Source organism: Wenzhouxiangella sp. YN1, assembly GCF_056324145.1.
In genome coordinates this window covers 209,760-235,038 of record NZ_JBJNIO010000147.1, presented here as the reverse complement: position 1 = coordinate 235,038, position 25,279 = coordinate 209,760, and the positions used below count along the sequence as shown (strand labels likewise).

Annotated in this window: 16 protein-coding genes; 4 read left to right on the top strand and 12 right to left on the bottom strand. The window is 62.7% G+C overall.

Going from position 1 to position 25,279, the window contains the following annotated elements:
• Positions 1-143: 143 nt before the first annotated feature.
• The 5 genes from ACEWQZ_RS08355 to ACEWQZ_RS08335 form a co-directional block, all read right to left on the bottom strand.
• A complete protein-coding gene (locus ACEWQZ_RS08355) occupies positions 144-1,778 on the bottom strand; it encodes a DUF885 family protein (RefSeq protein ID WP_476482619.1) in 1,635 nt (544 codons plus the stop codon).
• Positions 1,779-2,160: 382 nt separating this feature from the next.
• Complete coding sequence (locus ACEWQZ_RS08350) at positions 2,161-5,166, bottom strand: TonB-dependent receptor plug domain-containing protein (protein WP_476482618.1); 3,006 nt, start codon at positions 5,164-5,166, stop codon at positions 2,161-2,163.
• 810 nt (positions 5,167-5,976) lie between these two features.
• Complete coding sequence (locus ACEWQZ_RS08345) at positions 5,977-6,756, bottom strand: TerC family protein (RefSeq protein WP_476482617.1); 780 nt, start codon at positions 6,754-6,756, stop codon at positions 5,977-5,979.
• Positions 6,757-6,850: 94 nt separating this feature from the next.
• Complete coding sequence (locus tag ACEWQZ_RS08340; RefSeq protein WP_476482616.1) at positions 6,851-7,309, bottom strand: hypothetical protein; 459 nt, start codon at positions 7,307-7,309, stop codon at positions 6,851-6,853.
• Between the two features lie 24 nt (positions 7,310-7,333).
• The gene (locus ACEWQZ_RS08335) at positions 7,334-7,609 is read right to left on the bottom strand and encodes an ElaB/YgaM/YqjD family protein (protein WP_476482615.1); all 276 of its coding nucleotides are present in this window, start codon (positions 7,607-7,609) and stop codon (positions 7,334-7,336) included.
• 253 nt (positions 7,610-7,862) lie between these two features.
• Between ACEWQZ_RS08335 and ACEWQZ_RS08330 the strand changes: the two genes are divergently transcribed.
• Entirely contained in the window at positions 7,863-8,465 is a 603-nt protein-coding gene (locus ACEWQZ_RS08330; RefSeq protein WP_476482614.1) for an exopolysaccharide biosynthesis protein, read from the top strand.
• Positions 8,466-8,482: 17 nt separating this feature from the next.
• Here the strand turns inward: ACEWQZ_RS08330 and ACEWQZ_RS08325 are convergent, their stop codons facing one another.
• The 3 genes from ACEWQZ_RS08325 to pyk all read right to left on the bottom strand — a co-directional run bounded on the left by ACEWQZ_RS08325 (position 8,483) and on the right by pyk (position 13,758).
• Entirely contained in the window at positions 8,483-10,792 is a 2,310-nt protein-coding gene (locus ACEWQZ_RS08325) for an NADP-dependent malic enzyme (RefSeq protein ID WP_476482613.1), read from the bottom strand.
• A 158-nt stretch (positions 10,793-10,950) separates the two neighbouring features.
• On the bottom strand, positions 10,951-11,976 hold the full coding sequence (locus ACEWQZ_RS08320; RefSeq protein ID WP_476482612.1) for a class I fructose-bisphosphate aldolase: 1,026 nt from the start codon (positions 11,974-11,976) through the stop codon (positions 10,951-10,953).
• Positions 11,977-12,333: 357 nt separating this feature from the next.
• Positions 12,334-13,758 carry a pyruvate kinase gene (gene pyk / locus ACEWQZ_RS08315; RefSeq protein WP_476482611.1) on the bottom strand — a complete coding sequence of 475 codons (1,425 nt, stop codon included), beginning with the start codon at positions 13,756-13,758 and terminating at the stop codon, positions 12,334-12,336.
• A 96-nt stretch (positions 13,759-13,854) separates the two neighbouring features.
• Between pyk and yghU the strand changes: the two genes are divergently transcribed.
• On the top strand, positions 13,855-14,733 hold the full coding sequence (gene yghU, locus ACEWQZ_RS08310) for a glutathione-dependent disulfide-bond oxidoreductase (protein WP_476482610.1): 879 nt from the start codon (positions 13,855-13,857) through the stop codon (positions 14,731-14,733).
• 87 nt (positions 14,734-14,820) lie between these two features.
• On the opposite strand, the gene ACEWQZ_RS08305 is transcribed toward yghU, so the two are convergent.
• Genes ACEWQZ_RS08305 through ACEWQZ_RS08295 form a run of 3 tightly spaced genes read right to left on the bottom strand, consistent with a single transcriptional unit; the run spans position 14,821 to position 20,772 of the window.
• Positions 14,821-16,875, bottom strand: coding sequence for a S9 family peptidase (locus tag ACEWQZ_RS08305; RefSeq protein WP_476482609.1), 2,055 nt, complete (start codon positions 16,873-16,875; stop codon positions 14,821-14,823).
• Positions 16,876-16,910: 35 nt separating this feature from the next.
• Positions 16,911-17,777 (bottom strand): nuclease-related domain-containing protein, encoded by an 867-nt coding sequence (locus ACEWQZ_RS08300; RefSeq protein WP_476482608.1) that lies wholly within the window; start codon positions 17,775-17,777, stop codon positions 16,911-16,913.
• Between the two features lie 22 nt (positions 17,778-17,799).
• Positions 17,800-20,772, bottom strand: coding sequence for a TonB-dependent receptor domain-containing protein (locus ACEWQZ_RS08295; protein ID WP_476482607.1), 2,973 nt, complete (start codon positions 20,770-20,772; stop codon positions 17,800-17,802).
• Positions 20,773-21,259: 487 nt separating this feature from the next.
• Here ACEWQZ_RS08295 and ACEWQZ_RS08290 point away from each other — a divergent pair, with 487 nt between their 5' ends.
• Together ACEWQZ_RS08290 and ACEWQZ_RS08285 are read left to right on the top strand one after the other, a co-directional pair.
• Positions 21,260-22,651 carry a two-component regulator propeller domain-containing protein gene (locus tag ACEWQZ_RS08290; protein WP_476482606.1) on the top strand — a complete coding sequence of 464 codons (1,392 nt, stop codon included), beginning with the start codon at positions 21,260-21,262 and terminating at the stop codon, positions 22,649-22,651.
• Positions 22,652-22,741: 90 nt separating this feature from the next.
• Entirely contained in the window at positions 22,742-24,454 is a 1,713-nt protein-coding gene (locus ACEWQZ_RS08285; RefSeq protein ID WP_476482605.1) for a ligand-binding sensor domain-containing diguanylate cyclase, read from the top strand.
• An 18-nt stretch (positions 24,455-24,472) separates the two neighbouring features.
• Here the strand turns inward: ACEWQZ_RS08285 and djlA are convergent, their stop codons facing one another.
• Positions 24,473-25,270, bottom strand: coding sequence for a co-chaperone DjlA (djlA, locus tag ACEWQZ_RS08280; RefSeq protein ID WP_476482604.1), 798 nt, complete (start codon positions 25,268-25,270; stop codon positions 24,473-24,475).
• Between the last annotated feature and the right edge of the window lie 9 nt (positions 25,271-25,279).

The window sequence follows — 25,279 nt, the reverse complement described above, 5'->3', positions numbered from 1 at the left end:
CGGGCGGGCGCGCCCGAAAACCGGCCTCCATATCTGGCAAATCCTTCAGCCTCCGAGCCCGTCTTGGCTCCACCTTTCCTGCCGCATTTATCCGGGCCGCAGGCAGCCGCGCACAGCGCGTGCATCGACCACACATCGGGCGGTCAATTTGCGCCGGGAAATGGCTTGCCGACGACATCTTTCCAGACGGCGCGTGCCTGATCCGAAAGCCCTGCCAGCTCCCAGCGAATGAGAGTGACGGGAATGATTCCCCGCGAAAGAAAATCGTCGTGAAACTCGCCCAGGTCGAAGTCTTTGCCCAACTGAAAGGCCCGCTCCGACACCAGCTGTTCAATCTGTGTTTTACCCAGAAGATACATACTGCCCAAACCAGGGCGCCGCAGGTAATTGACCAGGTCGTAGCGGCCGAGGTCCTCCTCCATGAACGGCACCCAATCCATCATGTACGCGTTGGCTTCATCCACCGTCATCTCGCCGGTGTGCATGCCGATCTCCGCAAAGAATCGGCTGGCTCGCTTGATCAGCGCAATGTAGAACAGCTCGCGCACGCGCGGATTGTCGTCAGCAATACCGGCCTGGATCAGGGTTTCCTCCAGATAGGTCGCCCAGCCTTCGGCACGCGCGCTCTCTGCGTGTGTGCGCCGTATCGGATTATCGAGTTGCTCGCGGAGCTTGCCGTCAAAACGATGGCCCGGTATCGAAGCGTGGATATGATTATTCAAGGCGTTTCGGAACTGAAGCTCTTCCCAGAAATGGCGCTTGGTTTTCGCCCGCGGACTCCAGAACACATCGGTCTCGAATTCAGCCGGCATGTAGTCTGGAATCGTCAGCAGATCCAGCTCCTCGACAAGCTCTCTGGTCCTGGCTTCTGCCGCGCTGGTTCTGCGCTGGTGTTGCTCCGCGCTCTGGGTGAGCTCGAGCTCATCAACTGATGCGTTCTTGTGCCGGTCAAGGATATAGTCGAAGCGATAGCGATGGAACTCTCGAACGCCGATGGCCCGCAGATCGTCAACCGTCTCCGGCATCAGCCGAACATGCTTCAAATACCAGTTGAAGTTGTCCGTGCCAATGCCTGCAGAGGACGCCATGCCATCGATGTTGTCGACCAGCCAATCGTGGTATTTCTGTGCCGCGTCGCGGGCACTTCGGCAGTCGCTGGTCAGAGCGTCCTTGCTTTTATCGAGACGTTGACAAAGGTCATCGAACCAGCCGATTGTGCCTTCCGGAGGGTTGTCACGGTACGGCTCGCCCTGACCCACTCCATCAAAGTTCCCGAGCAGGAAAATCGCCAGGTCCGCCAACTCTGCCGACGGCTGCTTGAGGTTATCGATGGCGCTATCAACCATGCGCGGCACCGCCCGAAGATCGCGGGTCAGCTCCTTGCGACTTTCCTGTGTCGAAGGAACCTCGGCATGAGGAATGTGCCGGAACTGGTACAGATAGGTCAGCGGATCACGCGCCCAGGGCTGCATGACCCGATGCTGAAAAACAATGTCGTTCATCTTGGACCATACCAGCAGATAATCCACCTGCTGCGGCACGGCCCACGACGAGGTGTCGATATCGAGCAGACGCGAACGAAACTCATCGAGCTTCTCCCGGCGCTCTGCGATGGCGCTGCTACTCAGGTCCGGAACACCTTTGACAATATCCGGCTCGGCGAGCTCGATGATCTCCGAGTTCATTTGTACCAGCGTGGCGTAGCCATCCTGCGCTGTAGCGCTTGCACAGACCACCAACGTCACTGACGCAACCACAAGTCGTTTCAAGTCAATCATGCTGAACCCTCCGATCCCGGCTCAATCATTTCGGCTTCTTGAAGGCAGCGCTCCGGCCAGCTGCGCTCGCCAACCCTGCTCTTTACCCATTGCTGAAGAGATTACGCTAATGCACCCACAAATGCAATACTTTCAACACATATCTGGGCACATATTCCAGCTGCCCGCGCTTCGCGCTCCGCGGCGGCCGCGAACTCGCCAAAGACCTGACCCAGGCCGCCTGCAGGCGTTGAAAGCAGCCCAAGTCAACAAATGACGGCAGTCAGTGTCGCTGCTCTGGACGTTGAACATGAAAGCGACCGCGCACGCCCAGACCGCCTGCGGTTGGGAAGGAGCGGCACGGGCGCCGCTCCTTCCCGATCTCACTCAATTGCACTTGACATCAGAAATGCGCGCGCAAGCCGACAGTCACGTACCGACCGATGACGTCGTAGGTAAACGAATCCGTGTTCACGAAGCCGACACCGTCGGTATTGCCAATGATCGGCGGGCTCTTGTCGAACACGTTGTCGAGCACGGCGTAGACCGTGTACGTGTCATTCGGGCTCCAGTTGGCTGACAAGTCAAAGTAGTTGACCGCGCTCAGCTGACGCACCGGAACGTTGGGCACCGATGAACCACTCGCCTTGGCAGCAGCAATGCTCCCGTTCTTGACGCTGCCGATGTAGCGATGACGAAGCGACAGCTGAAAGTCGTTCTGACTCCACGTCAGACGCTGTACACCGCGCCACTTCGGATCAGCAAAGGAACATACACCGCCGCCCACGAAGCCGGCGCAGTCGGTGGGATTGATGATCGGGCTGCCCTGGAACTTGTTTTCGAACACGCGTGCTGCCGAGAGCGTGTAATTGAAGCCACCCGGCATGCTCGGCAGGTCGAACATGTAGTTCAGGTTGAAGTCGATGCCAGCCGTCTGGATGTTTGCAATGTTGGCATTGAGCAGCGGGACATCCCGCAGCTGGCCGTCAGGACCGCGCGTGGTCAGGGGCTGGCAGAACGGGTTGTCAAGGGAGAGGTCCTGGCGACAAGCGTCGATCGTCGGGCTGAGGCCGCCGCCGAAGATGTCGATAGCGCCATCGATCTCGATGTCGTAATAATCGACCGTCAGGTCCAGGCCATTGATCTGCGCGGGCTGATACACGAAGCCCAGGGTCCAGGTGTCCGAGACCTCTTCTTTCAGATCAGGGTTGCCGCCAACAATGGCGCGAATCTGCTGACTCTCCTGCCTGAAGGTATCAATGGCATTGGCGGGCACGCCAAGCTGTACACAGAAGTCCTTCTCCGCCTGCGTCGGGTTGGCCGAGGCGTCGCAGAAGTCACGCGCCACGGAGGCGGTGTTGTCTCCACCACGATAGAGCTCGATCACATTAGGCGCGCGAATCGCGCGCTGAATCAGGCCGCGAAAGCGAAGATCCGGATGCGGCGCCCATTCACCGCCATATTTGTAGGATGTGACCGAACCCGCCGTCGAGTAGTCCGAAAAGCGCACGCCGGCCTCGAGGCCGAGGTAGTCCGCGAAAGGCTGATTCGACAGGATGGGCACGATGGTTTCGGCATAAGCCTCTGACACGTGGAAGCGACCGCCCGTCGGCTGCAGGCCGGCCGATCTGGCAACGCCTTCACCGCTTTGGTAGATGTTGTCGGGATCGAAATACGCTGACTCGGAGCGATACTCCCCGCCCACCGCAAAGCCCAGGGGGCCGGCGGGAAGGTCCATGACGACACCTGAGAGGTTGGCACTGATCTGCTCGGACTGCATTTCAGCCTTGTTCATCATATTGAGCCCGATGAAATCAACGTTCTGCTGGCTCCACCCGCCGGTATCAAACAGGTTGAGTGGCGTGCAGCCGCCGGCCGGACCCGTCGGGTCGGCGCATTGTTCCGGATTCTCGGGATCCACCAGAAGCGTTTGCTGGAAACGGGCCAGATGCAGGCCGCCGCCCTGCGTTGTCGACACTTCATTGCGGCCGAAGTTATAGAAAACTTCCCAGTTCATGTCATCGCCGAGCTCGCCTTCGAGGCCGCCGACAAATCGCCACATGGTACGGCTATCGGTATTGGTCCGGCGACCCAGCTCGCGCGTGCTGCGCTGCAGGTTGATCGGCAGCACGCCGTCGAGCTCACCGGTCGGGTCGAGGTTGGTGTTGAGGAAATCTCGCAGGCCGTCGGGCATGTGCGGATTGTTCGTGTCCAGGCGAAAATTCGGGATCAGCGCCGAGGGCAAGGGCACTGGCGAGAGCACCGAGGTGACCTTGACGTTCGAGAACTGCGTTTCCGCAAAGGCGCGCACGCTATCGGTAATATCGTAGCTGCCCAGCCCGCTGAACTGCCAGCGCTCCATGGGTAGCTGCAACGTGCTGTCAAAAGAGGTGTGCGTGCGGTCGCGGCCCTCTTCGTAGGCGCGCCAGCCGCCGTCGGTCAGAACGATCCCCATGGGACCGATGGGCGTTCCGAAGGGATCGGTCATGCCGCTGTTCACCGTCTCGAGCCCGGGGCGGCTCAGACGCGTTTGCGGCGCATTCCGGTTGGCTGCAGGCAGTTGACGCAGGAATGCGTTTCCGTTTTCGTCCACGTCATTCAAGTAGGAATTGGCGCCCCAGGGTCGCTCATCGGCGTCAATGCCCTTGCGGTCGAAATAGTTCGCATACAGGACCACGTTGCCGCGATGGTCATCAAAGTTCGTGCCCATGGTGACATCGAAGCTCATGCGACGACCGTCACCTTCGCCGCTGATGCCGCTCTGGGCGTTGAACTGCAAGCCGTCGAAGTCATCCTTGAGGATGAAGTTGACGACGCCTGCCAGGGCATCGGAGCCGTATACCGCCGAGGCGCCGCCGGTGACGACTTCGACGCGCTCGATCAGTGCCGGCGGAATATTGTTGAGATCAACCACACCGTCCGTGTCAGCGGCAACCATGCGGCGCCCGTTGACCAGCACCAGGGTTCGCTCGGCGCCGAGACCACGGAGATCCACGGTGGCGGTGCCGTTGCCGGGGTTGTTGCTGGAAGCACCGAAGGTGCCAACAACCTGCGGCAGCGTATCGAGCAGATCCTCGACCTCAACGGCTCCGGAGAGCTGAAACTCCTCGGCGTCCAGCACATTCACCGGGCTATTGGAGGTGACGTCGGCACGCGGTACGCGCGAGCCGGTTACAACAATCCGGTCGACTTCAGCCGAGTCCTGGGTTTCCGCGTCACGGGACGCCTGCGCACCCTCGTCTTCGGATGCCTGCTGCGCAAGCGCAACGCTACCCGAAAGCGCCAGGGCAACGGCCGCGGCAACAGCAATCGGGCCAGACCTTCGCCTTGAAAAGGCCGGCAAGCCAGCGTGAGTGCCAGCCGTATCCTGCGCCTTGCCGCACCGATACAGTATCCTGTGTTGCTTCATTGATTTGCTCCTCCAAAAATAGCTTTCTGTTGCCCAGCTCACTTCCTGGGTCAGGGCTGTCGTAACTGGTGTTCGCATCTTGCCAATGCACTGTGAGAACGCATTTACTCGTGAGAGGTCATGGCGTACATTGCTCCTGGCTGTAATCGTCTCGCCAAAGCAAAATACGTGGACATCACTCAAGATCAGTGCAAAAGAATACCCGAATTCACGCGAATACAATGATAGCGTATTGCAGGTGTACTCCAAAGTCAACGCCCCCGCACTCGTAGTCAGCTCGGAGCACTCATGGCTTTATTGACCCGGCATCAAAGCAGGTTGCATTCAGCCGCGCTGTGCATCCCGACAGCAAGGCAGAGAAACGCCGCTGTAGTGAGCTACAGAAAGTGTCGATAACGCACAGGTAGCCGGTGCCCCCTTGATTCGAGTCTGCTCTCAGGCGTTGAGCACGAGAATGTGGATTGCCGCTTGATTACGGCTGGAAATGATGCCGCCTTGATCAGATCGCCTGAAGACGAAACGGCGCACCTGGTGTGGATTGTCGAGTGCCGGCATGGTGCATGGTCGCAGACTCTCGACTTCGGCCCGATCCTTGGGTCATTGGCCCATACGGCGGCAAGACGAGCGGCGCCTTGGTAGTTGTTGACCTCCAGGCAACTCCTTAGCCCAGTCAAGAAGTCCGTACCAAGCTTGCCGGCGCAGGAAGCGGAGCGCATCACCCCCTGCATCCTCAAGCCGATGCCCCGGAGGGGACCGCTTGAGCAACTGCGCTATCAACCCGGCATCAAAACAGGTGGCATTCAGCCGCGCTCACGACCCCTCCGATTCGGCCGCCTGAACGCTGGCCATCTGCCGCCGCAGCCGCATGGGCCGGCTCTTCTTGCGCCGCATCGCGCGCACCCGCAGGTTGAGCAGCTCGACGCCCACCGAAAAAGCCATGGCGAAATAGACATAGCCCTTGGGAATATGAAACTCCATGCCCTCGGCGACCAGGGTGAAGCCGATGAGAATCAGAAAGCTCAGCGCCAGCATCTTGATGGTCGGGTGACGATCGACGAATTGGCCGACGGCTTTTGCCGAGACCATCATCACGCCCACGGCGATGACGATGGCAATGATCATCACCGCAAGGTGGTCGGCCAGGCCGACGGCGGTGACTACCGAATCGATGGAAAACACCAGGTCGATGAGTCCGATCTGGATGAGCACAGACCAGAAGCCGGCCGTGGCCGCGCCTGCCGATGCGGACGGATCATCGCCCTCGAGATTGCCGTGAATCTCGTGGCTGGCCTTGCCGAGCAGAAACAGACCGCCGGCGATCAGGATCAACTCGCGCCCCGTAATCGCCTGGCCCAGGATCGAAAACAGGGTCTGGTCCAGACGCATGATCCAGGTGATGACCAGCAGCAGCGCGATGCGGCTGATCATGGCGATGGAAAGACCGATGATGCGCGCGCGCTGTCGCTCGGCCGCCGGCAGGCGGGCAACAAGCACGGAGATGAAGATGATGTTGTCGATGCCGAGCACAATCTCGAGCGTGGTCAGCGTGCCCAGCGCGATCCAGGCCTGGGGGTCGGCGATCCATTCCATGAGAGATACCCTCGCTACGGCAGCAATCGCGAAAACTTGTCAACCCGGCATCAAAGCAGGTTGCGTTCAGTCGCGCAGATGACAGCGTTTGCCGTCAGGAGCGCCGGCGCTCGCGGCGAACGCGCTCGGATTCCGAATAGCGAATGTAGAGGTCGGACAGCACCCGGCGGAAGGGCTCGCTGTAGCCGGCAGCGATGCCGAGCCCGAGGGTTGTAATCGCCGCTTTGTCGGGGTTGTCCTGTATCCAGCGCGCCAGCACCGGGTCGGCATGCTCGCGCAAGAAGCGCTCGAACTCGTCGTCGTCGGTCGTCTTGCGCGACGGATCACTGCGTCGGGCCGCCGGATCCGCTATTTTGGCAATCAGCAGTACCAGCGCGATCAGGATGATTCCGCAGGCGGCCGTCACCAGCGCCGCGAGTGCCGGCGTCAAGCTTTCGAGTAACGCCAGGTAGCAGGCCATGGCGAGGAAGGCGAATACACACAGCGCCACCGGGACGACGATTGCCGTCACCAGAACGCCGGTCTCCATACGCTTCTTGAGTCTTGTCAGCATTCAGGCAAGGCTGCAAACAAAAGCTCAGCGATCGAGCAACTTGCCGAGGATGAATCCGATCCCGAGCGCGACCGCAATGCTGGTCATCGGACGCTCTTCGATTTCGTGCTCGAACGCGTGCCAGGTCTCGCGCGCCTGCTGGCGCGCCTGGTCAGCGGCCGACCGCAAGCGTTCGCGACCCTCATCGGTCGCGGCGTGGCCCAGCTGCCGGACCGTCTTGCCAATGCCGGAGAGCTCTTCCTTCAACTGCTTGAACTCTTCCCGAAGCTCCTGAAGTTCCTTTTCGGTGTTGGCAGCCATGGTTCCTCCTTCTCTCGATTCTGATGTTGGAGTGTTGTGACAAAGACTACCACACTGAACCGGGAAGTCCCGTTAACGCCCGTATTCCATTGACCCGGCATCAAAGCAGGTTGCATTCAGCGGCGCTGTGCAGGGCGGCCTGTCGTTCAATATCAATATGTCAGGAGCCCCGAGAATGCAACCTGCTCTGGTGCCGCGTCAATAATCTGCGCCCGCGTAAAATCACTGACCACCGACACCAAGAGATGTGGCCATGAATACCGCCAATTCGCACAAGTCCGAGAGTCTCGAGGGTCTGATCGAGCAGCTGCGCGCGATCAGCCAGGATATCGATCCGGTCGAGCTGCACGACATCCTGCAGCAGATCGAACAACGCTCCTTCGGCGCCATTCTGATCGTCGCGGGGATCATCGTGCTGGCGCCGATCATCGGCGATATTCCCGGCGTCCCCACCCTGATCGCGCTGCTGGTCATTCTGACCTCCGTGCAGATCCTGGCGGGGCGAAGCTATTTCTGGCTGCCGCAGTTCCTGCTGCGACGCTCCATCTCTCGCCGCCATCTGCAGGGCGCACTCGACTTCATGCTGCGCCCGGCCCGCTTTACCGACCGGTTTCTGTTTCACCGCCTGTCGCTGTTTACGGGCAACGTCTTTACGCTGATTGTTGCGCTGACGGCCCTGGCTGTCGGCCTGGTCATGCCGCTGCTGGAGTTCATCCCGTTCTCCGCCAATCTGGCCGGCATTGCGCTGTTTACCTTCGGTGCTGCTCTGGTGGTGCGAGACGGCTTGCTCGTGCTGATTTCGCTTGTGCTGACGGTCACGATTGTCGCGCTGGCCGCGCAGTGGCTGCTTGGGTAGCGGCGGCCGGGCCGGGATCAGACGAACAGTTCGCCGCCGGCTTTCGAACGCTGCTCGTATTCCTGGGCATCCACCACGGCGATGGCGGTCATGTTGACCACGCGGCGCACGGTGGCCGAAGGCGTGAGCACGTGCGCCGGACGACCAATCCCCATCAGCATCGGCCCGATGGTGACGCTCTTGCCAATCACGCGCGCCATGGAAAAGGCGATATGAGCGGCATCCTGATTGGGCATGATCAGCAGATTGGCCTCTCCACGGAGCCGCGAGTCGGGGAAGATGCGTTCGCGAATGGCCGGCATCAGGGCGGCATCGGCACGCATCTCGCCCTCAACCTCGAGTTCGGGTGCGCGCTTGCGCAGCGCATCGAAAACCTGCCGCATCTTTGCAGCCGACGGGTTGACGTGGCTGCCGAAGTTGGAATGCGAGCACAGTGCCACCCGGGGCGTGATGCCGAACATGCGCAGGCGGTCGGCCGCCATCAGCGTCAGCTCGACCAGCTCCTCGGCGCTGGGGTCAGGGTTGACATGGGTGTCGCAGACGAACCAGACGCCGTTTTCGTTGGTCATCGCCGATAGCGCGCCCAGGGTTTGCGTGCCGTCGTGGGTGCCGAGCACTTCGCTGATGTACTGCAGCTTCTTCTGGTAGCGCCCGACCACGCCGCAGATCATCGCATCGGCCTCGTTGCGGTGGACCATGACCGCCGCAATCACGGCCGTGCGCGTGCGCACGATGGCCTTGGCCGAATCGGGCGTGACGCCGCGGCGTTGGGTGATCTCGTGGAAGGTCTGCCAGTATTCCTTGAAGCGCGGGTCGGATTCGGGGTTGACCAGCTCGAAGTCCTCACCGGGCGTGAGCCGCAGGCCGGCACGCTCGATGCGCATGTCGACCACCTTCGGGCGGCCGATCAGAATGGGTTTCGCCAGCCCGTCATCGACGATGGTTTGCACCGCGCGCAACACGATCTCTTCTTCGCCCTCGGCAAAGACCACGCGCCGGGGGTCATTACGCGCGGCGTCGAACACCGGCTTCATGAGCAGGCCGGTGCGGAAGACGTGTTGATACAGTCTTTCGGTGTAGGCCTTGAGATCCGCGATCGGCCGGGCGGCCACGCCGGAGTCCATCGCGGCCTTGGCCACCGCCGGCGCCAGATGGGCCAGCAGGCGCGGATCAAACGGCTGCGGAATCAGGTAATCGGGCCCGAACTTCGGTACGTCCCCACCGTAGGCCTGCGCGGCCACGTCGGACGCCTCCATCTGGGCCAGATCGGCGATGGCGTGCACGCAGGCCATCTTCATCTCGTCGTTGATGGCCGTCGCACCGACATCGAGCGCGCCGCGGAAGATATAGGGGAAGCACAGGACGTTGTTGACCTGATTGGGAAAATCCGAGCGCCCGGTGGCGATCAGGGCATCCGGCCGCGCCTCGCGCGCCTGGTCGGGCATGATCTCCGGCACCGGATTGGCCAAGGCCAGGATAATCGGCTTGTCGGCCATCGTCTTGACCATTTCCGGGGTCAGGACGCCGGGGGCGGAGACGCCGAGAAACACATCGGCATCTTCGATGATCTCGCCCAACGTGCGCGCGTCGGTCTCGATGGCGTAGGCCGCCTTGCGCTCGTCCATCTCCGAACTGCGACCGACGTAGACCACACCATCGCGATCGCAGACCGCGATATTCTCGCGCTTGACGCCCATGGTCACCAGCAGGTCCAGACAGGCGATACCGGCAGCGCCGGCACCGGAAGCGACCAGGCGGATGTCTTCCATCTTCTTGCCGACCAGCTTCAAACCGTTGACCAGAGCGGCGGCGGCGATAATGGCCGTGCCGTGCTGGTCGTCGTGGAAGACGGGGATGTTCATGCGCTCCTTGAGCGCTTCTTCGACCTTGAAGCACTCCGGCGCCTTGATGTCTTCCAGATTGATGCCGCCGAAAGTCGGCTCCAGGCTGGCAATGATGTCGATGAGCCGGTCGGGGTCGCGCTCGTCGACCTCGACGTCGAAGACGTTGATGTCCGCGAACTTCTTGAACAGCACGCCCTTGCCTTCCATCACCGGCTTGGACGCCGCCGCGCCGATGTCGCCCAGACCCAGCACGGCCGTGCCGTTGGAGATCACCGCCACCAGGTTGCCGCGCGCGGTGTAGTCCAGCGCCTTGAGCGGATCCTTCGCGATTTCTTCCGATGCCGCCGCCACGCCGGGCGAGTAGGCCAGGGCCAGATCCTTGGCGGTGGTCAGCGCCTTGGTCGGCACCAGCTTGATCTTGCCCGGTGGATATTGACGGTGATATTCGAGGGCTTCTTCGCGGAACTTGTCGTTATCGCTCATTGGGGCTTCCGGCTCCGGGTAATAAAACCACGCGGGCCACGAAGCGCACGAAGATAATCAGATTGAATTCATTCTTTCTCTTCGAGCCCTTCGTGCCCTGCGTGGTGGATTCATCATGTCGTACGAAGGTCGCGCCGGGCGCGGCGCTGCGACAGCACTCAGGCGCCTTCGGCGTCTTCGCTCCACTCGCCCACAGCTGCCAGACCATTCATTCTGGCGCGGTGAGCAAGAACCTGCTGGGCTTTTTCGCGGTTGCCCTTCGGGTCCGCCGCCCAGGTCTTGAGGCACTCGGCCTGCAGCGCCCGCCCGTACGAAAACGACAGCGGCCACGGCAGGTCACCCATCTTGTTCATGGTGTCGAGATGCCGGGTGGCTTCCACGTCGCCCTGCCCGCCGGAGAGGAACACGATACCGGCCAGCGCCGCCGGCACGGCGTTGAGCAGGCAGTCGATCGTGGCCTCGGCCACTTCTTCGGTGCCGGCGCGATTGGCGGCCTCCGAGCCGGAGATTACCATTGACGGCTTCAGAATCGTCCCCTCGAGCAGCACATCATGCTCATAGAGCTGGGCAAACTGGATCTTGAGCGCGGCTTCGTTGACGTCGTAGGCGGCGTCAAGATCATGCGCGCCGTCCATCAGCACTTCCGGCTCGACGATCGGAACGATGCCCGCCTCCTGGCACAGCGCGGCATAGCGCGCCAGGGCGTGAGCGTTGGCTTCCAGGCAGGTGCGCGAAGGAATATCGTCGCCAATGGCGATCACCGCACGCCACTTGGCGAATTTGGCACCCAGCTCGGCATACTCGGCCAGGCGCTCACGCAGGCCATCCAGGCCCTCGGTCACTTTCTCGCCCTCGAAACCGGCCAGCGCCTTGGCACCACGGTCAACCTTGATGCCGGGAATGATGCCGGCCCGGTTCATCAGCTCGACCATTGGTGTGCCGTCGGGCGCCTTCTGGCGCAGGGTCTCGTCGAACAGAATCGCACCCGATACATGCTCACCAAGGCCGGGCGTGGACAGCAGCATCGAGCGATAGTCACTGCGATTGTCTTCGGTCGACTCCACTCCCACCGACGCCAGGCGTTTCTGGATCGTACCGGTGGATTCATCGATGGCCAGGATACCCTTGCCGGGAGCGACCATCGCCTGTGCAATTTCAACGAGCTGCTCGAGTTTGTCCGTCATGTTCTCAGAACCCCTGCTACGCGGTTGGAAGGTGGGTGGAATGGCAGTCTCTATTGTAGCGAGCCACGGGGCCGAGTTCACCCGTCCTGAGGTCTCTGGCGGGGAAAAACCTCTTAAACGCAAAGCAGCGAAGCAGCAAAGGGCGCAAAGTGCAGAAAACCGGTCGGCTTGCTGTTTGGTCAAGCAGGCCTGCCCAAGAGCACTGATCTCGCCAAAGCCGAGCTCGCTTGAGAGTGGCTCTGGGGCTGAGCCCAGCACCGGAGCACTTTCAATGCACTTCTTTTTGATTTTCCTTGCATTCTCTGCTGCTTCGCTGCTTTGCGTTTCAAGGGTTTTGCGTTTGCGGAAACGCCCGCCTCACTCGACGGCGAGAATCTTCATGGTGTTGGTCCCGCCCATCACGCCCTGCTCGTCGCCCAGGGTCATGAGCACGCGATCGCCGGACTCGACCAGTCCGGCGCGTCGGGCATGCTCGATGGCCGAACGGGCCAGTCGGGGGCGGGGCATGTCCTCGGGCACGAACAGCAGCGGCCGCACATGCTGGAACAGACGCATCCTGCGCAGACTGGCCCGATTGGGAGAAAGCGCGATGATCGGCACCGGCGAACAAACCCGGCTGAGCCACTGTGCGGTCGAGCCCGACTCGGTCAACGCGATGATGGCGCGCACCGGCAGGTTGTGGGCCGTGACCATGGTGGCCATTGCCACCGCCTGATCAGTGCGCTCGGCCTCGACGTTGAGCCGCCCCATCGGCAGATGGGTGTCGACGTGGCGTTCAGCGCCGGCGCAGATGCGCCGCATGGCCTCGATCACCGTTACCGGATGGCGACCCACGGCGGTTTCGGCCGACAACATCACCGCATCGGTACCGTCGATGACGGCATTGGCCACGTCCAGAACTTCGGCGCGGGTCGGGATCGGCGACTCGACCATGGACTGCATCATCTGCGTGGCGGTGATGACCGGCCGGTTGGCAGCCAGCGAAGCCTTGATGATGCGCTTTTGCAGGCCCGGGAGCTCGGCGTCGCCGATTTCCACGCCGAGATCACCGCGGGCGACCAGCACGGCGTCGGACGCCTCGATGATCTCCTCGAGGTTTTCAATGGCCTCGGCACGTTCGATCTTGCTGACCAGGCCGGCATGGCCGCCGGCCGCCTGCAAGAGATCGCGCGCACGCTGCATGTCTTCTGCCCCGCGCGGGAAAGAGACCGCCAGGTAGTCCACCTGCCACTCGGCAGCGCGCCCGATGTCGCGGGCATCGGCTTCGGAGATGCCCGGCACCGACAGCCCCCCGCCGCGCAGATTGAGGCCCTTTCGATCCGACAACGGACCGGAAGTCAGTACGGTGCAATGAATCGTCTGGCCCTCGATGCGCTCGACGCGCAGGGCCATCAGGCCATCGTCGAGCAGCAGCTCGGAGCCGGGGCTGACGTCGTCGACCAGGCCCAGGTAGGCCACGCCGACGCCGTGCTCATCGCCGGCTGGCGGATCGGCCCGGGCGAACAGGGCAAACGGGTCGCCGGCCTGCAGCTCGACCGCGCCTTCGCGAAACCGGTCGATGCGGATCTTCGGCCCGGCCAGGTCAGCCAGAACCGCCACATCGCTGTCGAGCTCCCGCGCCGCCGCTCGCACCATCTTGATGCGACGGGCGTGAGTCTCGTGATCACCGTGCGAGAAATTGACCCGTACCACATCGCAGCCGGCGGTGATCACCTGCTCAAGCACTTCGGGCTCGTCGGTGGCCGGCCCCAGAGTGGCCACAATCTTGGTTCGTCGTGTCATGCTGCCCAGTATAAGCAACCGCGAGCCATTGACGAAGCAGGCCGGCGGTCGCACCTGAAGAACATGCAACCCGCGAAAAAAACTAGGAGTCAGCCCATGAGCACCAATGACTATGTGCCACCGAAAGTCTGGAAGTGGGAAAGGGACGAGAACGGGGGTCAGTTTGCCAATATCAACCGCCCCATCGCCGGCCCGACCCACGACAAGATACTGCCGGTGGGGAAGCATCCGCACCAGCTGTATTCTCTGGCCACGCCCAATGGCGTCAAGGCCACGGTGATGTTCGAGGAGCTGCTGGCGAAGGGGTTTTCGGGCGCTGAGTACGACGCCTGGCTGATCCAGATCGGTGAAGGCGAGCAATTCGGTTCGGGCTTTGTCGACATCAATCCCAACTCGAAGATCCCGGCAATGGCTGACCATGGCGTGGATCCAGTGCGTCGCGTTTTCGAATCCGGCTCGATCCTGCTCTATCTGGCCGAGAAATTCGGCGCCTTTCTGCCGCGCGATCCGGCAGCGCGCACCGAATGCCTGAACTGGCTGTTCTGGCAGACCGGGGCGGCCCCCCTGCTCGGCGGTGGCTTCGGGCATTTCTATAACTACGCGCCGGTCAAGATCAAGTACGCCATCGACCGTTACACCATGGAAGCAAAACGCCAGCTTGACGTGCTCGACCGGCAGCTGGCCGAGCGTGAATTCATCGCCGGCGATGATTACAGCATTGCCGATATGGCGATCTGGCCCTGGTACGGCTGCCTGGTGCTTGACCGCGTTTATGAAGCGGCCGAATTTCTGCAGACACAGGAATATGAAAACGTCATCCGCTGGGCGAAGACCATCGACGCGCGCCCCGCGGTCAAGCGCGGCCGGATGGTGAACTCGGTGTTCGGTGAACCGGATGAGCAGCTGCGCGAGCGCCACGATGCCACCGATCTTGATCGCCTCATCCGCAACGAGGCGGACAACGGGGAAAGCTGATACCAGCCGGGGGCTGGCGTCGGGCTCCGGCCTGCTCTTGCGCCTCCCGTCTCCGCCCCACCGCGGTGGGGCGGATGCAGTTTCGGATCAGTCGGTATCGTAGCGCTCGAACCAGGCCAGGATATTGTCGATCTTGGCAATCAGGCGCGACGGCCGCGAGGCAATGCCGTGCGATGTGCCCGGCAGGCGCAGCATCACGGTGTCCACGCGGGCAAGCTTCAGCGCCTGGTAGTACTGCTCGGTTTCCGACATCGGCGTGCGGAAGTCCTGCTCTCCGGTGATCAGCAGGGTGGGCGTGGTGACGTTGCCCACCAGCGACAGCGGCGAGCGCTGCCAGTAATGCTCGAACGCCTCCCAGGGCGGCGCCGGGAACTGGCGCTCGATCTGGCTGGGGTAGTAATCACCGGTCAGCGTCTTGGAGATCCAGTTGATGACCGGCTTGGCCACCGCTGCGGCGCGAAAACGATCAGTCAGGCCAATGGCGTAAGCGCTGGCGATGCCGCCGGCCGATCCACCGGTGATGAACAGGCGCTCTGGGTCGATGAAGCCCTTTTCCAGCAGGGCGTCCACGCCGGACATGTGGTCGCCGAAGTCCTCTTCGGAGCTGTATTTGTATTCCAGCAGCATTCCGAAGTCGCGACCGTAGCCTGCCGAGCCACGATGGTTATCGTAGAAAACCACGTAGCCTTCAGCCGCGTAGCGCTGCATCTCGGCGGAGAAGTGCGGGCCATAAGCCAGATGCGGGCCGCCGTGAATCTCGAGCACCAGCGGCCAGGTCTTTTCCGGATCGAAGTCCGGTGGCGTCAGATACCATCCCTGAATTTCAGTGCCGTCGACCGCGGATGGGTACACCACCTCGTGTACCTCGCCGAGCGCCCTTTGATCCAGCAGGTTGCGATTGAGCCGGGTCAGCCGCTGGGGCTCTCCGCCGGCCGGCTGCAGCCAGACATCGGCGGGCGTCTTTTCCGTGCCGCGAGTGTAGGCGATGCTGCCGTCAGCGGCTACCGAGTAGTCACCGCTGCTGTAGGGCCGACCGATGGTCGTGCCGCTGAGACCGTCGATGACGGTCTCGTACTCACCATCGAGATCGATCCGACCGACCTTGCGCCAGCCGCGATCGGTGAAATGGAAATAGATGCTCTGGCCATCATCGGACCAGGCGGGTGCCTCGATGGAACGGTCGAGGTCCTCGCCGAGGACTCTGAGATTGTCGCCGTCGGCATCGATCAGACCCAGCGCATTGATGGTGTACTGACGGCCCTGGTGGTCATCGCGCTCAAAGGCAATGGTCCGGCCGTCGGGTGACACCGCGGGTGCGGAGGCAATGCCCGGCAGGTCGGTCAGCTGCTCGATGGCACCGCCCTCGACAGAGACACGGAACAAGTCGCGCTCGTTGAGCTCATATTGCCACTGTGCAGAACGGTTGGACGCGAAGACAATCCCGGAACCATCCGGCATCCAGGCCAGCGGTCCATGATGATTGAAGTCACCGGTCGTCAGCTGGCGCGCCGCACCACCTTCGGCCTGGACAATGAACACATGCTTGAAGCCGGGATCGAGATAGCCGCGACCGTCAAAGCGATAAACCACGCTGTCGATGAGCACCGGCGGCTCGGCCCACTCTGCACCGTCGGGTTTGTCAGGCGCCTTGGCGAGTGAGGGCTTTTCAGCCGGCACCTGCATGGTGAAAGCGATGAATTTTCCGTCAGGCCCCCAGGCGATCGAAGCAGGCGTGCGCGTCAGGCTGGTCACCATGGCAGTCTGCCCAGAGTCCATCCAGCGCACGAAAAGCTGTGCCTGCCCGTTCTTGTCTTGTGCCACATAAGCCAGTCGCTCACCCTCGGGAGACCAGCGCGGCAAACTGTAGCTGTTGCGCCCCGACAGCAAGGGGCGGTGCTCGCTGCCGTCCCGGCTGAGCAGCCAGAGGTTGGCGCGGACGCAATCACACATGATGTCGTGGATCGAACGCGCGTAAACCACCTCCTCGCCGCTGGGCGAGATGCGCACTTCACTGGCGTACTGCAAGTCGAACAGGTCAGCGGACGCCACGCGTTGAACGTCATTGCCCTGGGCCAGGGCCGGGCCGGCAACAGCAAGCGCCAGAAAGACAAGGAAAACCGGAAAGAGAGACTTCGTGTGCACTGAAACACCTTGGCTGGGCATGTGAAAGACTCAGTTTAACCGAGCCTCACGCCTTGCGCTTGGCGCAGCCGGACACCCACCGCCTGAATGAACTCAGCGTTGCTGCCAGGGGAGAACATCCCGGAGTCCCCACCATCGGGCTGCAGCCTGTCCAGGAGCTGACGCCGATGCAGAATCGGGATCTGCGCAAGCTCGGCATCTTCGATGAACACTTCCGGGTGAGCGAGAACCACCGCCGCCCTTGCGCGACTGTGGATACCGTGCTGCAACAGCCAGCGCTCGAGAGCGCGCGCCTGAGCCTGGGCCTGGGGTATCGGGTTGGGCATCGCCCGCCAGCCCGGGCGACTGCCGCAGCCGGCGCGTCGAACCAGCGGCCAGTGCTTTTCTTCCGGCCGCACCTTGACATGGCCGGGCGTATTCTTGACTTCCAGCACCCAGATATCGCGTGGTCCGGCAACCACGAAGTCCAGCTCGCGCGCTTTATTGGGCAAAGTGGCATCCGGCAACCTGAGGCGATTGATGACGACAAAATCGTCGGGAAGTGCGGCGAGCTGCTCGAGCACAGCGGCCTCGCCCTCCGCGCCGGCCAGGTGGCCTGAGTCTACGCTGCTGGTGCCGGGCAAAGCGGCAAAAAAAAGCACGCAGACGCTCACGCCAGCGAGCATCACGCCAAGCGGCACGCTCCAGGCGCCGGCCAGGGCAATCAGCACGAGGCTCGCGGGCGCCACCAGCAGCAGCCGACGATAACGCCGACGGCGCTGCTCACGCAGCTCTTCCCGGTGCCGCCTCAGGGGCGGGTATTCGACGACAAAACGGGTATCGGCCATGTCGACTCCAGTGTAGCCGGCCTTTGCTTCGAGCCCATAAAAAAACCGCAGGCCGGGGGCCTGCGGTTTTCGCATTACCGATGTTCCGGTTCTGCTTTTAGTTCCTGAAGGTTGCACCCAGGAATACATAGCGACCGATGTCGTACACGGTCGGGTAGGTGTTGCCGTTACCCAGGGGCGGACCCGAGGAGGTCACGATCGGCGCATCGTCACCAAACACGTTGTTGACGCCACCACGGAAGCTGAAGCTTTCGCTCAGGTCGTAGTTGAACGCCAGATCAAGATACTGCTGGGTGTTGATCTTGCGGTCGATTGCAGGCTTGATCTCCTGACCCAGCTCGTTGTCCGTGCTGGAGTAGTAGCGCCAGGTCGCGGTGAGCGAGAGATCCCAGGGCGTACGCCAGGTCGCCAGCATGCGATGACGGTATTCCGGGGACGGGGCCTCACAGGCACCTGCGTGGTAGCCTGCGCAATCAATCGGATCGGCACCCGGGAAGGACTCCGTCTCGAGCTTGTCCAGGAAGGTAGCGGCGTAGTCGAGCCGCAGCGAGCCCATGCCGCTGAGACCGATATCGGACAGGCCCATGTCATAGCTGGCCTGAACGTCGAGACCCTTGGTCTTGAGGCTGGCGATGTTGACCTGCGTATTGGTGAAGCCAACGCCCGGCGTACCGGAGTTGAGCGAGCCGCGGCCGTCGCGCTGCATCAGATCACAGAAGGTCGCATCGCCGGTTGCGAGGCACTGTGACAGGATCGTCGATGCCGGAATGCCGCCCGAGATCGCGTCGTCCACCGTGATGTCGAAGTAGTCGACCGACAGCGTCAGGCCGTCAGCAAAGGTCGGAGTGAAAATGACACCGAAGCTGATCGTGTCGGACTCTTCAGGGCTCAGGAACGGGTTACCCCCGGTGATCGACTGCGTCTGACCGGAGAGCACGTCCAGGATATTGCCATACTGATCCTGGGTCACGCCCGTGCGGGCACACTCTTCGAAGCTGGCCGTCGGGTTCGAGGTCGCACAGGGATCGTAGTTACCCTGGGAATCCTGCGACAGGTTCGGCAGGTTGGTGCCCTGGCCGGTGTAGAGCTCGATCACGTTCGGAGCACGCACGGCGCGCTGGAACTGCGCACGCAGACGAACCGAATCAACCGGCGTCCAGTTCAGGAACGCGTGGTAGGTATCGGTGGAGAAGTCGTTGGTCGTGCCACGACCTTCCGCCTCGTAGTCCGAATAACGGTAGGCGCCGCCCAGAACAAGCTGCTCGGCCATGGGGGCTCCCGTGACCAGCGGCAGCTGCGCTTCGGCGTAGAACTCGGTCACCGCAACTTCACCAGAGACGGGCAGAGTCGGGCCACCGACACCGGTGAAGCCGCCGTCAGCCTGCTGCGAAGTCTGGTCAGGAGTGGATTCGAGCTCGTCCTTGCGATACTCGGCACCCACCAGCACGCCGAGGCCGCTGCCGGCAAAAGGCGACTGCAGGCCGACACGGCCCAGATCGGTCTGGATGTTACCGCCGAAAACGAGCTGCTCGACGTTACCGACGACCACGCCGGTCCCTTCGAGGTAGTTCAGCGCTTCCGGATCGACCAGGGATTCGCCGTTGGGGCCACGCTGGAAGATGTTGTAGGGAATGCAGTCCTCGTTGCCCGAGCGACAGACCGGGTTGCCGTTGGCGTCTTCAACCACGTAGAAGGCGTCCTGAACGTGATCGATCACGAAGTCGCCGGTCGACACTTCCTTGTTGTCGGTCGACGCGAACTGGGAGAACAGTTCGAAGTCGTAGTCGTTGGCAAACGTACCGCGAATACCGGCCACCGTACGGAAGGTGGAGATATCGATCATCGAGTTACGCGGGCCACCCTCCACGTTCCGGTGCGATGCCGTAATGCGGTGGACTTCGTCCGGCAGCTCGCCGGTGTCCGGATCCGGCGTGTTACAGCCGTAGAGGTCGGTCAGCGAGATGCCCGGGGTGTTCTGAATGAACGGGTTGTCGCAGTTGATCGACCAGCCGCCGAAACTGGCGGACTCGGCCACCTGGGCATCCGTGCGCGTGTTGTTGTAGCTCAGGTCAGCAAAGAACTCGATATTGTCGGTGATCTCGTAGCTGCCCTTGCTGTAGATCTGGAAGCGCTCGGTGGGACGCTGGAAGTAGTTCAGCGGGCCATAGTTGTGCGTCTGGTCGGGGCCGCCGACGTAGGGGACGATGGTGCCGTCGTCCTGCTGGAAAGCAGAACCACCGGGGCCAGCAAACAGACGATAGTTACCCGAACCGGCACAGCCGAGCCCGTTGTAGCTGTTCTCACCCGAAGCCGAAGCCAGGGCGCAGGCGCTGGTGATGCGGCTGTCCTGGGTGATCGACTTGGTGTTCTCGTAGTTGGCGTGCATGACCACGTTGCCGCGACCCTCGAAGGCGTTGGTGCCCATGGTCAGTGCGATGCGGTACTCCTCGCCGTCCCAGGTCGAGCCGGGGGACTTGACTTTGGCCGCCGAGTGCACCCGCTCGAGCATGCTGTTGCTGTTGCCCGACTGGTGGGCGCTGCCCTGCACGTCGATCTCGATGCCTTCGTAGTCATCCTTGAGGATGAAGTTGGCAACACCGGCGATGGCGTCGGAACCGTACACGGCTGAAGCACCGCCGGTAACGATTTCAACCCGCTCGACGAGCTGCGTCGGCACCAGGTTGAGGTTGGCCGGAATGCTGACCGCCGAGCCGAAAGGCAGACGGCGACCGTCGATCAGGGTCAACGTACGACCGGCGCCCAGACCGCGCATGTCCAGCTGGGCGGTACCGGAGGCACCGTTGGAAACTTCGGAAGCCTGGCTGGCAAAGATCTGCGGCAGCTGGTTGGTCAGGTCTTCGATGCGGCTCACGCCGCTGGAGTCGATTTCTTCGGCGCCGACCGTGAGAACCGGGTTGGGCGCGACCACGTTGTCATTGGTGCTCAGACGGGAACCGGTAACGGTAATCCGCTCGAGATCGGAGGCTGATTCCTCGGAGTCGTCCGCGTCCTGGGCCATGACGCCCAGGGGCGAAAGCCCGAGTACCAACCCCGCGAAAAGCGAGCTCATACCCGCCCTCAGCAGTGGGTTGCGTTGTTTACGAGACAGTTTCACTAGCGTTCTCCTCTCTACTTTCTGACTTGTCGCTTTTAAGGTTCAAACACCCGAATCGGGTCTCAGCTACAAGAACGCGCAGACTAAACGCGCATTACTTTCGACCCGCATGGTAACGGGCGCTTAACGGAAATTCAAGCAAGATTTGCCGCCCGCCTCGGGGATCTGCAAGTAACTGGGTCTCCATTGTGCCCGAGATTCGCGATCCGGGGGCGCGCAACACGAGCGAGCATGAGAAATCGCTCGCAAAACTGACCAGCCGCCCGCGTCCGAGCGCCCGCCACTCAAGCATTTCGGATCGCTGCCGCTACCTCGAACGAGGAGGGTATGATCCGGCGACTCGCTTGATTCATGCTTTACCGAAATGGCAGGTTCGCTCGTCACGATGAATTCAGCGTGACCGATACCACCGAAGCCTGAAATGGAATAGATGCGCACTGGCATGGAACGACACCGCAGCGGCAAACGCCCGGCTCCACGGAGACAGCTGTCGTTTTCCATCTGTTGGCTGCTGGTTCTTGGCACGCTGATGTCGGCGCCGATCAGCCCTGCGGTGGCTGCCGATGCCGAAACCGGCCTGCCGCCGCTGCGGGTATTCCACAAGGACGACTACGGTGCGGCACGCCAGAACTGGGCCGTTGCGCAGGATCAGCGTGGGATCGTTTACGTGGGCAACGTGGACGGCGTGGTACTCAGCTTCGATGGCGTCCGCTGGCGCAGCACGCCGCTGCCTGGCGTGCCCACCATCCGCTCGCTGGCCAGCGGACCTGATGGTCGGATTTACGTTGGCGGTGTGGGCGACTTCGGCTACCTCGAGCCCGATGCACGCGGGCGTCAACAGTACGTTTCGCTGCTCGACCGCCTGACGCCCGAGCAGCGCGACTTCATGGATGTGTGGGACATCCTCGTAACCGGCGACGGCGTGTACTTCTTCACCTTCAAGGGCCTGCACCGGGTGACCGAGAACGCCGTCCGGCGCTGGACGCCGGACAACCGTTTCCATCTGGCCTTTCAAGTCAACGACCGGATCTTCGTGCGCGAGGTCGGCAAGGGCCTGCTGGAACTGGTTGATGACCACCTGCAGCTGGTAGCCGACGGCGCGCGCTTCGCCGACGAGCGCATCTACGCCATGCTGCCCTGGGGCCACACCGAAGGCGCGCCCGCGCAGGCCGTGCTGGTGGGCACCCGCGATATCGGCTGGTACGTGCTCGACAGCACGGGGCTCACGCCATGGCCGAATGAGGCCGACCCCTTCCTTGAAGACGACCTGCTCTATCAGGCAATTCTGCTCGACGATCACCGCCTGGCGCTTGCCACCCTGCGCGGCGGCGTCATCCTGATGGCCCCGGACGGGCGCCTGATCCGCCGCATCACTCGCGACGAGGGCCTGCCCGACAACGCAGTCTTTCGCATTTACCAGGCCCGCCAGGGCGGGCTGTGGCTGGCGCTGAGCACCGGAATCGCCCGACTGGATGTCGCCAGCCCGGTCACCCACTTTGACAGCAGCACCGGCTTGTCCGGCCAGGCCCTGGACGTGGCGCGCTACGACGGCCGCATTTTTACCGCCACTACCGACGGGCTCTACGGCATGATCAGCGGCCGCGACGGCGCCGCTGGCTTTGCTGCCATCGATGCCATTCGCGGCCAGACCTGGCGCCTGCTGGCGCTCGACGACGGCCTGCTGGTCAGCACCATGGAAGGCGTCCATCTGTGGCGCGACGATGAAGTCAGCCTGCTTCGCCCGTCGGCGCAGACCTCATTTGCCATGCTGCAGTCCCGGCGCGACCCGAATCGGGTATGGATCAGTCTGCACACGGGCCTGGCCGCCGTGTAGCGCGACGGCAAGGGCGGCTGGCGCGACGAGGGTCGCCTGCCCGGCCTGGACGACGAGATCCGCACCCTCCACGAAACAGAAGACGGCACGTTGTGGGCCGGCACCTGGTACAAGGGGGCGCTGCGAATCCAGCCCAATCCCGACGCCGACCCCGACGCGGGCATCTGGCAGCAGATGCTCCCGCCCGAACGCTTTGGCATGGTCGAAGGGGCGGACGACTACTCACTGACCTATCTTCACGCCATTGACGGGCAGCTGCGCTTTGGTACCCGTGACGGGCTGATGCGGTTCGATTCCGAACGCGGCGGGCTGGTCACTGATCGGGAATTCGCGCGGCTGTATCCCAACGGCCCGGCGCAGACCCTCCCTTTCCATCAGGACCCTCTGGGGCGTGTCTGGCTGCATACGGTCGACAGCCGTCGCAACCTTCAGCAGACCCTGGTCGCCCGACCCGCCGCCAGCGGCTATGTGCGCGACACGCTGACCGCGGCCAGGCTGAAAGGAGTGGCCGTTCGCGCGATCTACGGTGAGCGCGACGGCACCGTCTGGCTGGGCGCCGAAGACGGCCTGTTCCGCCTTGACGCCCAATCGTCCGCCAGCCCGCGCCCGGAATATGACCCGCTCATACGCGGCATTACCGAGCGCGAATCCGGCAAGATCCTGTACGGCGGCGACGGCCCTCTGCCGTCGCTGGTACTGGAATACGACGACAACACGCTGCGCTTCGAGTATGCCGCACCAGCCTTCACGCGCATGGACAGCAATCGTTACCGCGTCATGCTCGAAGGCCTGGATCATGACTGGTCGAGCTGGAGCGCCGAGGCGTTTCGCGACTACACCCACATCCGTGAAGGGCACTACCGATTCAAGGTACAGGCCCGCGATGTATACGCAAACACCAGCCGGATTGCCACCGTCGACCTGCGCATCCTGCCTCCCTGGTATCGCAGCCTCTGGGCCCGGGCGGTTTATGTGCTGGCGGCGGCCCTGGTGGTCATCGGCCTGTTCCGCTGGCGGCTGGGCGCGCTGCGGCGCCGCACCCGCTTGCTCGAAGAACAGGTTGCCGAGCGCACCCGGGCGCTATCGGATGCCAACCGTGCGCTGGCCGAGCAAAGCCTGACCGACCCGCTGACGGGATTGCGCAACCGGCGCTACCTGAGTCAAGCGCTCCCGGCCGACATTGCCATGGCCAGCCGCCATTATCGGGATCACCAGCATGGCAGTGCCGACCTGCTGTTCGTGATGATCGACATCGACCGCTTCAAGGAGGTCAACGATCACTACGGACATGCGGCCGGCGATCAGGTTCTGCAGCAGCTCGGTGGCATACTGCGCGACCAGCTTCGTGAAAGCGACACCATCGCGCGCTGGGGCGGCGAAGAGTTCCTGCTGGTGGCGCGATTTACCGATGCCGATTTTGCCGCCCGGCTGGCCGAGCGGCTGCGCAGCGCCGTTGCCGCTCATCGCTTCACGCTGGAGGGGTACGAACAGCCAATCGAAATGACCTGCTCGATCGGCTTTGCACAATACCCCCTGTTTCCTGACCTGCCGGAGCATGTGGACTGGAACAAGGTGGTCGATGTGGCCGACCTGTGCCTTTATGCTGCCAAACGCAGCGGGCGCAACACCTGGGTTGGCGTGGCATGCGGCGAAGTGGCGCCTTTGGCCGAACACTTGAACCACGTCACCGCGCACCTGCCCGAACTGATTCGCAGCGGCAGCCTGGTCGTGCGGACCTCGCATCCGGCCGGTCCGGACGGACTGCGGTGGAGCCACCCGCCCGAAGATCAGAATCACGATTGACCACGAGCCCGGCCAGGCTCAGGCGGCGCGCTCACGGTCCCGGCTATCGCGAACGCGGTCATAGGCCTGGCGCACCTCGCGCACGCGCTCCTTGGCTACTGCACGCATGTTCTCGGGCAACCCCTGGCCGGCCAGCTTGTCCGGATGGTATCTGCTCATCAGGCGACGATACGCCTTCTTGACCTCGGCATCACTGGCCGTTGCCTCCACGCCCAGTGTGGCGTAGGCCTCTTTCAGCGCCGCTCCGGCGGTGGGATCGGTGCCTGCATCGCCACCCGGCCGGCCGGAAGCCGCCGCGCCCAAGGCCGCCTCCAGGCGGCGCAGATCGAGCTGCGACAGGCCGAGCAGACGCCCCACGCGCAGCAGCATGTCGTGCTCGGCCTCGTGAAGGACGCCATCAGCGGCAACGGCCGAAAGCTGCGCCTGCAAAAACAGCTGCAGCAGCGCCGGACGGTTGCCAACGGTGGCGCGCAGCGTCCTGACTTCGCCGGCCAGATCAAAGCCGGGGCCCTTGCCCCGGCTGAATGACGCCCGGGCGTCACGCCGCTGCTCACTGGTCAGACCCAGCTTGTCGAAAAACTGCTCGACCACGCGGATTTCGTCGCGGCTGACGTGCCCATCGGCCTTGCACAGGGCCCCCATGACGGCAAAGGTCGAGTCGAAGAACTGCGCCTGCACTGCCTGCAGCCCGCGCGGCAAAACCACGCGGGTAAGCAGCAGGCCGACACCGTAACCCAGCGCCCCGCCGACAAGCAGCCCGCCGGGCAAGCCCAGCGCAGCGCCGATCACGGCGCCGATGATGATGAATAAAAGCATGCGTGCATG